The organism is Candidatus Eremiobacteraceae bacterium, assembly GCA_035314825.1.
Taxonomy (GTDB): domain Bacteria; phylum Vulcanimicrobiota; class Vulcanimicrobiia; order Eremiobacterales; family Eremiobacteraceae; genus JAFAHD01.
In genome coordinates, this window is record DATFYX010000001.1 from 106,385 (window position 1) to 119,206 (window position 12,822).

Consider the following 12,822-nt stretch of genomic DNA (forward strand, 5'->3'; position numbering starts at 1 on the left):
CGCATGGAGATGTCCAACTATTACGACCAGCCCGTCCTCAAGCCGCCGGATTGGGGCTGGTCGGTCATCGGTTATCTGTGGGTCGGCGGCATCGGTGCGGGCGCTTTTGTGGCGTCGTCGCTCGCCGCGCTGCGCGGCCACAAGGACGACCGTGAGATCGCGAAGCTCGGCTACGCGGTCTCGACCATCGCGATGGGCATCAGCGCGCCCCTTCTGATCAGCCATCTCGGCCGCCCCGAACGCTTCCATCATATGTTGCGGGTGTTCAAACCGACGTCGCCGATGAACGCCGGCGTGTGGGGCATGACGTCGCTCTCGGCTGCGGCGGCCGGTGCCGCCGCGGTCAATCTCGCTGGGGCTGGTGGTTTCGTGCGCACCGCCGCGGCGTTGCTGGGGCTTCCGTCTGCGCTGTTCGTCGGGTCCTACACGGGCGTGCTGCTGAGCCATTCGAGCATCCCCATGTGGGCCAAGTCGCCGTTTCTGCCGGCGCTGTTCGCGTCGTCATCGCTGGCCACCGGCGCTGCCGGCATCGCGCTGCTCGCCGAGCTGTTCGGCGTCGGCTCGGTGCGCGCGCGCAAGCGGCTTGCGAACGCCGAGCGCATGGCATCGTTGGCGGAAGCGATCGCGCTGGCGGTCTGGCTGTCCGATGTCGGCGAGTTCGCGAAACCGCTGCGCGAGCCGCCGCTCAAAGACATCTTCGAAAAAGGCGTGCAGGGAGCAGGCATCGCGGCGCCGCTGGCGTTGCCGAGCACGCGCACGTCGAGCCTGTGGGACGTGGTCAAGCCGATACTGGTGCTCGCCGGCGGACTGGCGCTGCGCTATGCGATGGTCGAAGGCGGGCGCAGATCCTCAAAGGACGCCGACGCCTACTTGAAGTTCACATCCGAGCCGCAGGATTAAGAAGACCCGGGCTTACTTGTTGAAATAGTCCGCGTTGATCTTGGTGTATTCTTTCCACTGCTCGGGGACTTCGGTCTCGTTGTAGATCGCGGTCACCGGGCACGCCGCCACGCACGCGCCGCAGTCGATGCACGTGCTCGGATCGATGAACAGCATCTGATCCTCGTCCGTGCCCTTGATGCAGTCGACGGGACAGACGTCGATGCACGACTTGTCTTTGACTCCGATGCACGGTTGGCAGATCACGTAGGTCACTGGCGGCGGTTCCTCCGGACGGGTGTGGGGCCACGCGGTATTCTCAAGGATGGCATACGGGACCTACTGAAGGCCGATGTCATGCCGCGTGCGATGGCGATCGGGCGCTACACGCAAATCATTCGGCGCCTCGAGGAGCTCGGGCGCCGCTCCGACGTACGTCTTTCGGTCGTCGACGTGCTGCGCCGTTCGGGCTACGCGCTGCCGGTCTTCGCGCTCGAATGCGGTCCGGCGCACGGGCCCCGCGTCGTCATCAGCGCCGGCATCCACGGCGACGAACCGGCGGGCGTCGAGGCGTTGGTCGCGTTTCTCGAACGGCCCGCGCTGCCGCAGGACATCGGCATCACCGCGCTGCCCTGCGTCAACCCCATCGGTTTCGTCGCGGGCACGCGCGTGAACGACCTCGGCATCGATCTCAACCGCACCTTCGGGCTCGAGCGGGCGCCGTACGAGGCGGAGCTCGTCCGCTGGACGCTTGACGGGCGGCGCTTCGACTGCGGCATCGATCTCCACGAAGATAGCGAGGCGCCCGGCTTCTACCTGTACGAGCACGTGCGTGGCGGCCGCGCGCCGGTGTGCTCGGCCATCGTCGCCGCGGTGCGCGCCATCGGCCTGCCGATCAGCGATGCGCCGACCGTGGAGGGCCGGGCGCTCATCGACGGCTGCGTCGAGCCCGCGGAAGAGACGCTGTCGCCGCTCGTCGGCTTCTTCTCGATCTATCTGTTCGAACGCCACAGCGAACATTCGCTCGTGCCGGAGTCGCCTGCGCAGTTGCCGCTGCCGGCGCGCGTGGCGATGCACCACGCCGCGATCGACACCGCCATCGCCGGAATGCGCAGCGCGTGACGATCCTCGTCGGGACCTGCGGATTCTCGTATCGCGATTGGGTCGGGCCGTTCTATCCCGCGGGCACCAAGAGCGTGCAGATGCTCGAGTTCTACGCGCGCAGCTTCACCGCGGTCGAGATCGACAGCACGTATTACGCTATTCCCGCGCCGCAGCTCTTCGAACGCATGGCGGCCCGCACACCGGCATCGTTCACCTTCACCGTGAAGGCGCCGGGCAGCGTGACGCACGTGCCCGCGGATGCGCAGCCGCTGGCGAGCGAGCTTGCCGGTTTTGCCGAGTGCGTCGCACCTCTCACTGCGGCCCATAAGCTCGGAGCCGTGCTAGCGCAATTCCCGCACGGATTCCGCCCGACCGCGGACGGCCGGCGTCGGCTCGAGGAGCTGCGCGAGTGGTGGCCGCGCCTCCCGCTGGTCTGCGAGTTCCGCCACCGCGATTGGCAGCGGCCCGACATCCTCGCGCGCCTGCGCGAGCTGGATCTCGGTTGGTGCAACGTCGATGAACCGCAATTCGGTTCGCTGCTTCGGCCGGGCGCCGAAGTGACGTCGTCCATCGGGTACGTGCGCTTCCACGGGCGCAATTACGAGAAATGGTGGCGGCAAGAGCGTGCGTCGCACGAACGCTACTCCTACGAGTATTCGGAGCGCGAGCTCGAGTCGTGGCTGCCGCGCATCGGCGAGGTCGCCGCTGGTGCGCAGACCACCTTCGTGTTCTTCAACAACCATCATCTGGGCCGCGCCGCGCTTAACGCGATGGAGATGCGTCGCATGCTGGCGCCGCTCACCGGCGACATCGTTCCAGACGATATATCGCATGAGGGCGACGGCCCCGCGGCGCAGCCACGGCTTCTCTAGGAGGCGGCGGGCTCGGCCGGGAGCTGCTCGTCGGGGTTCGCCTCGGGCATCGAGGCCAGGCGGCGCGACACGAGGGCGCCACCGATGAGGTCCTGCAGTGCGTGCGCGATCATGCACGGCCAGAGCGAGCCCCACACGACCACGACGAATGCGAAGACGAGTCCGAATACGGTCGTGCCGATCACGCCGCGGCGCCCCTGATACATGTGCGCGATGCCGAACGCCGCCGTCGACACGACGACGCCGGCCACCAGGCTGTGGGTGAGCGCTGCGACGACGTGCAGCGCGTAGCCGCGATATAAGAATTCTTCGCAGATGCCGGCGGACAGGGCGACCGGCACGTACCACAACCAATCCCGCGCGGTCACGGGCGCGATGAGCCGGATGCGTTGCGCGTACCCTGGATCGACCGAGCGGATCGCGCGTGCGCCCAGAACGGCCAAGACGCCGATGAATGTGAGGACCAGCAGGTAGGGGTAGATCGGATTGTCCGGCGGCACCCACCCGACGTCGGCGGGCCGCTGGCCCCAGAGCGAGAGCGCGTAGATCGAGAGCCACGTCATCGACCACAGGATGAGCAGGGACCGCGCGTAGCGGGCGTGCCTGGCGCGTTCGCCGCTGCGCGCGCGCCGTGCGAGCAGCGCACTTGCCAGCGGCGCCACCACCAAGATGAGCGCCAGCGCGAGGAAGATCATGAGGGTGGGCAAGCCGCCGATGTGCATCAGCACTGGGCTTCCCTCAGGCGCGCGCGCATCCATCCAGCCAGGCAGGTTACTTTGCCTTGCAAAGCAAATGATGCCTGAGCTTTGCGTTGCAAAGCATAGCCAGAAGAGAGGGCGGTTTCGCCTGGAACGATACGACGTCGCCGTCGTGGGCGCAGGACTTGCCGGACTGTGGTGCGCACGCGGGCTGGCGCGCCGCGGTGTCGGCGTGCTCCTCATCGACGCCCATCGCGCGGTCGACGAGTTCGTGCGCACCACGGGCATCTTCGTGCGCACCACACGCGAAGATTTCGATCTGCCGAGCGCCTGTCTCGGACCTGCGATCCGCACCGCCGTCCTGTATTCTCCGCGGCGCAGGTCGATCGAATTCGCAAGCCCGCGCGACGAGTTCTGGATCGCCGACATGCGCGGGATCTACCGCCGGCTGCTCGACGATTGTCTGCGCGCCGGCGTGCGCTTCAGGCCGAGCACGCGCTACCTTGGGGCATCTCCCACGTCGCCGCAGATGCTGCGCTTGTCCACCGGATCCGAAATCGCGGTGCGCTTCATCGTCGGCGCCGACGGCGCTCGCTCGCGGGTGGCGACCGGACTTGGGTTGTCGAGCAACCGCGAGTTTCTGTCGGGCATCGAGGACGTGTATGAAGATGCGCCGCCGGCCGCGCCGCCGGCCTTGCACTGCGTGCTCGATCCGCGCCTTGCTCCGGGATACATCGCGTGGATGGCGCACGCCGGCACGAGCGCGCACGTCGGGCTGGCCGGCGACGCGGATAGGGTCATGCCGAGCGATTCCTTGAGGTCGTTCGCCGGCGAGAGCGGCATCCTCGATCTTTCGCGCGCGCGTCGAAGCGAGCGGCGCGGCGGGCTGATCCCCGCCAACGGACTGCTCGCAGACATCGCGTGCGCTCGCGGGTTGCTCGTCGGCGACGCGGCAGGCGCAGTGTCGCCGTTGACCGCCGGCGGCCTCGACGGATGCGTGCGCCTCTCCGAAATCGCCGTGCGTGTCATTCCCGAGCATCTGGCCAGGCCCGAAAGCGGCGCGCTCGCACGCTATGACGGTCGCGCGTTCGCGTCCCGCTTCGTCGCGCGCCGAGCGCTGCGCGCGCTGCTGAGGATTTCCGGTGAACGCATGCTCGAACTCGCGTGCGCTGCGTTCGCCTCGCCGTTAGCGCGCCGCCTTGCGCAACACGTGTTCTTCGGGCGCGGGTCGTTCTCTCGGATCGGTCCTGCGCGCCGCGCGCATCGGGCGCACCTCGCGCACAGGCCCGCTGGATGACACCGCCGAAAAGCCCGCTTCTATGAAACATTCACACATCCGCGCTGCACGCGCGCTCCTCCTCGCCGTCGTGGTCGCGCTGGTGCTCGTTGGCTGCAAGACCACGCCCAATCCCACGTTGGCCGGCATCACGGTCGACACCAGCTCATTCGTCCTCCACAACGAGAACATCTACGCATCCCAGAACGCCAACGACTACAACAACGCGATCTTGGTCATGGATGTGACCTATACCAATCACGACCCTATCCCGCAAGCGATGTCGCCCGAGCATTTCGTCTTGATCGATCAGAATACGCTGGCGCAGTACCGCGCCCTCGACGGCGGCGATATCCACATCCCGAATTTCGCCATCGGCGGTCTGCTCGACCCGGGCAAACCGGTCGACCTGTCGCTTGGTTTCCGCGTTCCAATGGGGATCACGGTCGCGCGCTTGTCGTACTCGCCGTAGCCCAGACCTAGGCAAGCGATGTCATCCGGCGGGCGCACGCTGCTGCTCATCGACGTCTACGCGCTCGTCTATCGGGCGTATTTCGCGTTGCCGCCTTTGACCGCGCCGGACGGCCGTCCGGTCAACGCGGTCTATGGCTTCGAGCGCATGCTCAACCGCGTGCTCAACGACGAGAAACCGACGCATGTGGTGGCGTGTTGGGACGCCGGCATACCGCCCGAGCGCCTCGAGGCCTATCCGGACTACAAAGCGCACCGCCCGGCGACGCCCGACGATCTGGATTCCCAATTCCCGATCGTCCGCCGCGTGCTCGCCGCATACGGCATCCCGATCGTCGAAGTCGAGGGCGAAGAGGCCGACGACTGCATCGCCACATTGGCCACGCGCGCTTCGGGCGAGGGACTGCGCACGATCATCGTGTCGGGCGATCTTGACCTGCTGCAGCTGGTCGACGACAACGTGACCGTGGTCGTGACGCGCCGCGGCATCTCCGACATGACGCGCTACGACGAGGCCGCGGTGCGCGAACGCTACGGGCTCTCGCCCCAGCAGCTCCCCGACTATCGCGGACTCAAAGGCGATCCATCGGATAATCTGGCCGGCGTGCCCGGGATCGGAGAGAAGACCGCCGCGCGCCTTATCGCGCAGTACGGATCGCTTGACGAAGCGCTCGCGCATGCGGCCGACGTCTCGCCCAAACGCATCGGCGAGCTGTTGACCCGCTACGCCGATCAAGCCCGCGCCTGTCGCGAGGTGTCGACCGCCAAACGGGATCTGGCGATCCCCCTTCGTTGGGAGGACTGCGAGCTGCGCGCCGGCGATCCGAGCGCCCGCAACGAGCTCTTCGGCGAGCTCGGGTTCAGATCGCTGATGACCTCGATGCCGGGCCGGTCGTCGCCACCCGCGTCGCAAACCAACGCTGCCGACGGCGGTTCGCCTGCAGCGGCGCAGGTATCGGCGCCGGCTATCGCCATCATTCCCACTGCCTACCGCGTGATCGCCGACCGATTTGCGGCGCTCGATGCGCTGGCGGCGGCACGGCGAGCCCCGGAGGTGGCGCTCACCACGCTGCCCGAGCTCGGCGACTGGCGCAGCCCCGAACCGCTCGCTTTCGCCGTCTCATCGGAAGCCGGCAAGGCCGATGCCATTCCTTCAGCGCTCGCGCTGCACGACGCCGCCGTGCGCGAACAGCTCGCGCAGCTGTTGGCCGACGAACGCGCGACGAAGATCGTCCACAACAGCAAAGCGCTCGCCGGTTGGTCGGCCGCCAACCATCTGGAGCTTGCCGGCGTGGCGTTCGATGCGCAGCTAGCTCACGGTCTGCTCGACGGCGGCCGCGTCGATCCTCCGCTCGCCGACACGCTCGCGTTCGTGGGCGCTGCCGCGATCCACACGCCAGCGGCGCCGCAGACCGCGCGCAACGATCTCTTCGAGCAGTCCGCGGCGCTCGAGGCGGTCCACGCATCGGCCGCCGACGCGCTGCTGCGCGCCGCACCGCTCCTGCGCGAACGCATCACCGCGGCAGAGATGGACGTGGTGCTGCGCGATATAGAACAGCCGCTCGCGCCGGTGCTCGCGGCGATGGAGCGCGCCGGCTTCCGTCTCGATCTCGGCGAGCTCGCGCGCATCCGCGCGCATCTCGAGCACGTCATGGCGCAGACGTCGGCGGCGATCTATGCCATCGCCGGTCACGAGTTCAACATCAACTCGCCTAAGGCGCTGGGCGACGTGCTGTTCGAGAAGCTCGCGCTGCCGCACGGCGGCAAGACCAAGACCGGCTATGCCACCGGCATCGACGTGCTCGCGCCGCTCGCGGCGGAGCACGACATCGCCGCCAAGGTGCTTGAGTTCCGCGAGGTCGCCAAGCTCAAAGGCACGTACGTCGACGCACTGCCGGCGCTCATCGATGGGCGCACGGGCCTGCTGCATACGACCTTCCATCAGCTCGGCGCCGCCACCGGCCGGTTGTCGAGCAGCGACCCGAACCTGCAGAACATCCCGATCCGCAGCGCGATCGGACGAGAGATCCGGCGCGCATTCCTCGCGCCGACACCCGGCGACCTGTTGCTGGCGGCCGACTATTCGCAGATCGAGCTGCGCCTGTTCGCGCACGTGTCGCAAGACCCGAATCTCATCGACGCGTTCGCGCGCGGTGAGGACATCCACGAGTTCGCGGCGCGCGCCGTGTTCGATATCGGCGTTGACGAGAAGGTCGACGCGGAGATGCGCCGGCGCGCCAAGGCGGTCAACTTCGGCATCCTCTACGGCCAAGGCGAGTTCGGCCTCGCGCAAAGCGTGGGCTTCTCGCGCGAGGAAGCGCGCGAGTTCATCGGCGCGTACTTCACCCGCTTCCCCCGCGTGCGCGAATACATCGACGGCGCGCTCGAGCGCGCGCGCGAAGAGGGATACGTCACCACGCTCATGGGCCGGCGCCGCTACCTGCCTGACCTGCGCTCGCGCAACTACGGTCTGCGCGCGGCCGCCGAACGAATGGCGATCAACGCTCCGCTCCAAGGCAGCGCCGCCGACCTCATCAAGATCGCGATGATCCGCGTGGCCGGCGAGCTTGCGCGGCGCGATCTCGGCGCGCGCCTCGCGCTGCAGGTCCACGACGAGTTGATCCTCGACGTGCCGAGCGCGAACGTGCCGGCCGTGCGCGCGCTCGTGAAAGAGGCGATGGAGCACGCGATTGAGCTGAGCGTGCCGCTGACGGTGGACTTCAAGGTCGGCCCGACCTGGGGCGAAGCCGAAGCGGCCGACGACTAGACCATGCCCGAGCTTCCCGAAGTCGAGACCATCGCGCGCGGTCTCGCGCGCAGCGTGAGCGGACGCACGATCAAGAGCGTCGACGTCCGGTGGCCGCGCACGGTCGACCCGCGCGGCCTTGCGGCGCGCGCGCTCAAAGGCGAGACCATCGCAGCCGTGCGCAGGCTGGGCAAGTACGTGCTGTTCGATCTGAGCAGCGGCCGCCACGCCGCCGTGCATCTGCGCATGACCGGCAGGCTCATCGCGGATCCGCCGGCCGAGCTGCCGCACACGCGCCTCACGCTGCGCTTCGAAGACGGCGGCGCGCTCGTCTTCTCCGACGCGCGCAAGTTCGGCCGCTGGCGGCTGTTCGAGGGCGACCCGCAGGACACGCTCGGCGTCGGCATCGACCCGTTCGACCCGGCGCTCACGCCCGTGCGCTTGCGCGAGCTGCTGCGCGGCCGGCGCACCGCGATCAAGACGTGGCTGCTCGATCAGCGCCGCCTCTCCGGTGTCGGCAACATCTACGCGTGCGAAGCGCTGTATCGCGCCCGCATCCGCCCGAGCAAGCCTGCGGGTCGCCTCACCCTCGCGCACGCCGCAGCGTTGTTGTCGAGCCTGCGCAAAGTGTTGCGCAATGCCATATTCCATCGGGGTTCCAGCGTCGACGACTACGTCGACGGTGCAGGAATGCCGGGGGGGTTTCAGAAGAAACTCGCTGTCTACGGGCGTGGTGGTTTGCCGTGTCGCCGCTGCAAGACGGCGATCAGGCGGGTTGTCCTCGCGCAACGAGGGACGTTTTTCTGCCCCGTGTGCCAGCACTGATCCAGTTCGTTCCACGCGACATCCAAGACGAAATAACTCGGAAGAGGGATAGGTTAACTTTTGTTAATGACTGATATACCGGCGGACCCGCAAACGACGGAGCAAGACGAATTCGCGCTCGAGCAGCAGCTGTATGAAGCAAGTCTGCGGACGCTCGATGAGGGCCAAGTGCTCACCGGCGTGATCGTCGCCAAGACGCACGACGAACTGCTCGTCGACATCGGCGGGAAATCCGAAGGCATCGTGACGGCGCGCGAGCTCTCGCCCGGCATGCGCATCGCCGATCTGAAGGTCGGCGGCACGCTCGAGGTGCTCGTGCACCGCATCGACGGCGATGGCGACGGCGCGATGTACCTGTCGGAGCGCCGTGCGCGCGCGCTCAAGACGTGGGAGCGCGTGCTCGAAGCGCACGAGAACAACGAGGCGATCACGGCGACCGTGACCCAAGTCGTCAAGGGCGGCGTGCTCGTCGACCTCGGCATGCGCGGATTCGTGCCTGCGTCGCAGATCCGCCGGCATCCGGTCGGCAATCTCGAAGAGATGGTCGGCAAAGTGCTGCGCCTCAAGGTGATCGATCTCGATCACAAGCGCCGGCGCGTGGTCTTGAGCCAGCGCGTCGTGCTCGAAGAAGAGCTCAATCAGAAGAAGCAAGAGCTGCTGTCGACCCTGCAGCCTGGGCAGATCCGCGAAGGCACGGTCGTCCGCTTGGCGGACTTCGGCGCGTTCGTCGACTTGGGCGGCGTCGACGGCCTGATCCACAACAGCGAGCTGTCATGGTCGCGCATCAAGCACCCCAGCGAGGCGGTGCAGATCGGCGACAAGGTCCAGGTCGAGATCATGAAGTTCGACTCGGAAGCGCGCAAGGTGAGCCTGTCGCTCAAGCACTCGCTCGAGGATCCGTGGAAGACGGTTCCCGATCAGCTCAGCGAAGGCCAGATCGTGCCAGCGACGCTCATCAAGGCCACGTCGAACTACTTGCTGGTCGAAGTGCTGCCCGGCGTCACCGGGATGGTGCCGAAGTCCGAATTCGATCCGGCCAAACCGGTGGCGGTCGGCGAGCAGCTCAACGTCAAGCTGCTGTCGATCAACGCCGCGTCGCGGCGCATCAACGCGAGCGTGAACAAAGCCGAGTCGGACGACGCCGACGCGAGCGACGTGCAAGCAAGCGACGAGAACGAAGCGGCGGAGCCGCCGGCCGCGGCCGAAGAGACGGCTGACGCGGCTACATAGACGACGACGCACGAAAGATCCCCACGATCGACATGATGAGCGCGCCCGATGGGCGCGCTTTTCGGTTGCAAAAGGGGGGCCGCGCGGGTCGTCCTGTAATATCCGCCCATGGTCGTCGGACTGACAGGGGGGATCGGGTCCGGTAAGTCCACTGTTGCCGGTATGTTCGCGGCCCACGGTGCGAACATCATCGATACGGACGCGATCGCGCGCGAGGTTGTGGAGCCGCCGAGCGCCGTGCTCGACGCGATCCATTATGAATTCGGCCCCGGCGTCTTGACGCCAGACGGCCGGCTCGACCGCGAAGCGATGGCCCGGATCGTGTTCGCCGATCCTCGCAAACGCGAACTCCTCAACCGCCTGACGCATCCGGCGATCCGCGAGCGCGCGGTCGCACGCCTTCAAGAACAGCCCACCGGCGCGATCGTGATCGTCGTCGTGCCGTTGCTATTCGAGTCAGGTTTCGATGAGGTATGCGATACGACCGTCGCGGTCATCGCCGACCCCGACATGCGCCGCTCGCGCGTCGCCCAGCGCGATCAGATGAATGAAGAGGCGGTCGCCGCCCGCATGAGCGCGCAACTCGCCGACGACGAATACGCGCGCCGCGCTCGCTATGTGATCAACAACGACGGCGATATCGACCGCCTCACGCGTCAGGTCGACGCGGTCTGGCACCGGTTCGCGGGCGCGTAGGTCCGGTCTTACTGATCCTGATCCGCGAGCAGCTGCGTCACGGTGACGAACGTGTAGCCTGACGCGCGCAGATCCGCGATGATCTCGGGCAGCGCGACGATGGTGTTGTACTGGCCGCTGTGCAGGAGCACGATGCCGCCCGGTTTGGCATGCGCGATCACCCGTTCCACGATGACCGGCACCGGCTCTTCGGTGGCGTCCGCTTTCGCATCGTCAGGAGCGTCGCTCCACAGGATCACGCGATAGCCGAGCTTGCGCGCGATCTCGACGACGCGGGTGTCGTAGTGGCCGTGCGGAGGCCGGAACAGCGTCGGCGTGCCGCCGGTATAGGTCTCGATGAGCGAGCCGCAGGTCGTGATCTGATCCGCGATCTCGTCGTCGGACAAACCCGGCAGCGTGAAATGGTTGAACGTGTGGTTGCCGATCTCGTCGCCAGAGGAGACGATGCGCTCGACCAGCTGCGGGTACTCTTGCATGGTGCGCCCGACCAGGAAGAAAGTGGCGTGAGTGCCGTCAGACTCGAGCTGGTGCAGCAGCAGCGGCGTATAGAAGGGATAGGGCCCGTCGTCGAACGTCAGCGCGATCTCTTTGCGCTGCATCGGCACGAACCAGACGCGGCCGTCCGGCGCCATCCCGGCGGGGTGCGGCTGCTCGTTCGCTGGCAGCCTATCGGCGCCCGCGATCGGGCTGTCGACGGCCGCTGCCGGCGCCGAAGCGAGCATCGTCATCGCCGCGCCGGCCGCCATAGCGAACGCGACGATCGCAGTGCGGCGCATCAGCGCGGCACCTGCGGCGCCAGCCATACGCGTCCGAACGCTGACAAGAACGCTTCATCGGACAGTCCGCGGGTGCGGATCGCGGAATACGTGGCGCGATCGGCTGAAATGGAGAACACGGTGTTCTCGACGCTGGTCAGCTCGCTCTTGTCGACGGGAATCGTGGCCCAGATGTCGAGCGCCTGCAGGCCGGGGAAGCGGTCGAACGCCGTGCGGACCAACAACGCCGCCTCGTGCTCCATCTCGGACGCCTCGATATCGCGCATCGTATGGGGGACGCGCGCGGAGAAGCGAATGCCCGCGGCATCGTAGTCCCCGGCGTCTGAGACGTAGATCTTGAGGATGTTATGCGTGGGCAGCAGCGCATAGGTGGCGCGGAACAGCTCGTCCTCGCGCGCCGGGTCGTAGCCTTCGATCCAGGGCCGCTCTCCGTAGGGCGTGGTTCCGGGCGCGACGCCTCGCTCGATGACCGATTCACGCGTCGCGAGTCCTGCCGACTGCGAGGCGGCAAGCGCGCGTCCGACCGAACTGAGAGGCACGGCGTTGGCGCCGGCGTGTACGACGCGGATGGACGCGCTCGGCGGGTCCCCGGCGCCGGAGTGACCGGCGGCCGAGGCAGGGGTCAATGCGCCGCAAAGAACGCCGGCTGCTAACGCACCGGCGCAGAAGATCCTCACGTCAGGATTAACGGTTCAGTCAAGCGATTCGTCTCCCGCATCCTTGTCACGCGCAATCAGCGCCGGGTCAAGAGACCCGACCTGACGCGGATTAATTCCCGGTGAGGACCGCGAGGCCCTCGGGACGCCATGGCACGTTTCGCATGCCCCGTACGTTTCCACGACGAGTAGGCAGCCGCTTATCGAGGTGCGCAAGCGACGTCTGCCGCCAAACCGAGGCGAAGGTGAGATGGAAGAAACAACAGACCAAGAAGGCCGCAGCCCCGCGATGACGGTGCGTGAGGCCGGCAAAAAGGGCGGCGACGCGGTGCGCAAAAAGTACGGACCCTCATTCTACGAGGAGATCGGGCGCAAGGGCGGCGAGCGCACCAAGGAGCGGCACGGTGCCGGTTTCTACGGCAGCATCGGCCAAAAAGGCGGCAACGCAGTCAAGGACAAGTATGGAACCGGCTTCTATGAGGCGATCGGGCACAAGGGCGGCCAAAAGGTCAAGCGCCTGATCGAAGAGGCGAAGAAGGCGGCCTCCTAAGAGAGGGTCGAAGCGCGGCGCGGGGACGGATGCGTCTCCGCGC

Annotated in this window: 14 protein-coding genes; 10 read left to right on the top strand and 4 right to left on the bottom strand. The window is 67.1% G+C overall.

What is annotated here, in order from left to right; all coding sequences use genetic code 11:
• Positions 1 to 3 precede the first annotated feature (3 nt).
• Positions 4 to 900, top strand: a complete 897-nt coding sequence (nrfD, locus tag VKF82_00555; protein ID HME80543.1) for an NrfD/PsrC family molybdoenzyme membrane anchor subunit — start codon at positions 4 to 6, stop codon at positions 898 to 900.
• A 12-nt stretch (positions 901 to 912) separates the two neighbouring features.
• Here nrfD and VKF82_00560 read toward each other — a convergent pair whose 3' ends face one another.
• On the bottom strand, positions 913 to 1,155 hold the full coding sequence (locus tag VKF82_00560; protein HME80544.1) for a 4Fe-4S dicluster domain-containing protein: 243 nt from the start codon (positions 1,153 to 1,155) through the stop codon (positions 913 to 915).
• 81 nt (positions 1,156 to 1,236) lie between these two features.
• On the opposite strand from VKF82_00560, the gene VKF82_00565 reads away from it, so the two are divergent.
• A complete protein-coding gene (locus VKF82_00565) occupies positions 1,237 to 2,001 on the top strand; it encodes a M14 family metallocarboxypeptidase (protein HME80545.1) in 765 nt (254 codons plus the stop codon).
• On the top strand, positions 1,998 to 2,855 hold the full coding sequence (locus VKF82_00570) for a DUF72 domain-containing protein (GenBank protein ID HME80546.1): 858 nt from the start codon (positions 1,998 to 2,000) through the stop codon (positions 2,853 to 2,855). The genes VKF82_00565 and VKF82_00570 overlap by 4 nt, the downstream gene beginning before the upstream one ends.
• Here the strand turns inward: VKF82_00570 and VKF82_00575 are convergent.
• Positions 2,852 to 3,577 (bottom strand): type II CAAX endopeptidase family protein, encoded by a 726-nt coding sequence (locus VKF82_00575; GenBank protein HME80547.1) that lies wholly within the window; start codon positions 3,575 to 3,577, stop codon positions 2,852 to 2,854. The genes VKF82_00570 and VKF82_00575 overlap by 4 nt on opposite strands.
• Before the next feature lie 73 nt (positions 3,578 to 3,650).
• On the opposite strand from VKF82_00575, the gene VKF82_00580 reads away from it, so the two are divergent.
• The 6 genes from VKF82_00580 to coaE all read left to right on the top strand — a co-directional run bounded on the left by VKF82_00580 (position 3,651) and on the right by coaE (position 10,797).
• Positions 3,651 to 4,850 (top strand): NAD(P)/FAD-dependent oxidoreductase, encoded by a 1,200-nt coding sequence (locus VKF82_00580; protein ID HME80548.1) that lies wholly within the window; start codon positions 3,651 to 3,653, stop codon positions 4,848 to 4,850.
• Positions 4,851 to 4,872: 22 nt separating this feature from the next.
• Positions 4,873 to 5,301 carry a hypothetical protein gene (locus tag VKF82_00585; protein ID HME80549.1) on the top strand — a complete coding sequence of 143 codons (429 nt, stop codon included), beginning with the start codon at positions 4,873 to 4,875 and terminating at the stop codon, positions 5,299 to 5,301.
• An 18-nt stretch (positions 5,302 to 5,319) separates the two neighbouring features.
• The gene (gene polA / locus VKF82_00590; protein ID HME80550.1) at positions 5,320 to 8,067 is read left to right on the top strand and encodes a DNA polymerase I; all 2,748 of its coding nucleotides are present in this window, start codon (positions 5,320 to 5,322) and stop codon (positions 8,065 to 8,067) included.
• A 3-nt stretch (positions 8,068 to 8,070) separates the two neighbouring features.
• On the top strand, positions 8,071 to 8,871 hold the full coding sequence (mutM, locus tag VKF82_00595) for a bifunctional DNA-formamidopyrimidine glycosylase/DNA-(apurinic or apyrimidinic site) lyase (GenBank protein ID HME80551.1): 801 nt from the start codon (positions 8,071 to 8,073) through the stop codon (positions 8,869 to 8,871).
• Positions 8,872 to 8,937: 66 nt separating this feature from the next.
• A complete protein-coding gene (locus tag VKF82_00600) occupies positions 8,938 to 10,101 on the top strand; it encodes a S1 RNA-binding domain-containing protein (GenBank protein HME80552.1) in 1,164 nt (387 codons plus the stop codon).
• 108 nt (positions 10,102 to 10,209) lie between these two features.
• Entirely contained in the window at positions 10,210 to 10,797 is a 588-nt protein-coding gene (coaE, locus tag VKF82_00605) for a dephospho-CoA kinase (protein HME80553.1), read from the top strand.
• Positions 10,798 to 10,805: 8 nt separating this feature from the next.
• Here the strand turns inward: coaE and VKF82_00610 are convergent, their stop codons facing one another.
• Positions 10,806 to 11,573: a polysaccharide deacetylase family protein gene (locus tag VKF82_00610; protein HME80554.1), complete on the bottom strand. Its 768-nt coding sequence runs from the start codon at positions 11,571 to 11,573 to the stop codon at positions 10,806 to 10,808.
• Positions 11,573 to 12,250 carry a hypothetical protein gene (locus tag VKF82_00615; protein ID HME80555.1) on the bottom strand — a complete coding sequence of 226 codons (678 nt, stop codon included), beginning with the start codon at positions 12,248 to 12,250 and terminating at the stop codon, positions 11,573 to 11,575. The genes VKF82_00610 and VKF82_00615 overlap by 1 nt, the downstream gene beginning before the upstream one ends.
• 229 nt (positions 12,251 to 12,479) lie before the next feature.
• On the opposite strand from VKF82_00615, the gene VKF82_00620 reads away from it, so the two are divergent.
• A complete protein-coding gene (locus VKF82_00620) occupies positions 12,480 to 12,779 on the top strand; it encodes a hypothetical protein (GenBank protein HME80556.1) in 300 nt (99 codons plus the stop codon).
• Positions 12,780 to 12,822 lie beyond the last annotated feature (43 nt).

What these genes read in the sequence shown, in the direction of transcription:
- nrfD (HME80543.1), top strand. Translation starts at nt 4, where the DNA reads ATGGAGATGTCCAACTATTACGACCAGCCCGTCCTCAAGCCGCCGGAT.
- VKF82_00565 (HME80545.1), top strand. Translation starts at nt 1,237, where the DNA reads ATGCCGCGTGCGATGGCGATCGGGCGCTACACGCAAATCATTCGGCGC.
- VKF82_00575 (HME80547.1), bottom strand. Translation starts at nt 3,577, where the DNA reads ATGCACATCGGCGGCTTGCCCACCCTCATGATCTTCCTCGCGCTGGCG.
- VKF82_00580 (HME80548.1), top strand. Translation starts at nt 3,651, where the DNA reads ATGCCTGAGCTTTGCGTTGCAAAGCATAGCCAGAAGAGAGGGCGGTTT.
- VKF82_00585 (HME80549.1), top strand. Translation starts at nt 4,873, where the DNA reads ATGAAACATTCACACATCCGCGCTGCACGCGCGCTCCTCCTCGCCGTC.
- polA (HME80550.1), top strand. Translation starts at nt 5,320, where the DNA reads ATGTCATCCGGCGGGCGCACGCTGCTGCTCATCGACGTCTACGCGCTC.
- mutM (HME80551.1), top strand. Translation starts at nt 8,071, where the DNA reads ATGCCCGAGCTTCCCGAAGTCGAGACCATCGCGCGCGGTCTCGCGCGC.
- VKF82_00600 (HME80552.1), top strand. Translation starts at nt 8,938, where the DNA reads ATGACTGATATACCGGCGGACCCGCAAACGACGGAGCAAGACGAATTC.
- coaE (HME80553.1), top strand. Translation starts at nt 10,210, where the DNA reads ATGGTCGTCGGACTGACAGGGGGGATCGGGTCCGGTAAGTCCACTGTT.
- VKF82_00610 (HME80554.1), bottom strand. Translation starts at nt 11,573, where the DNA reads ATGCGCCGCACTGCGATCGTCGCGTTCGCTATGGCGGCCGGCGCGGCG.
- VKF82_00620 (HME80556.1), top strand. Translation starts at nt 12,480, where the DNA reads ATGGAAGAAACAACAGACCAAGAAGGCCGCAGCCCCGCGATGACGGTG.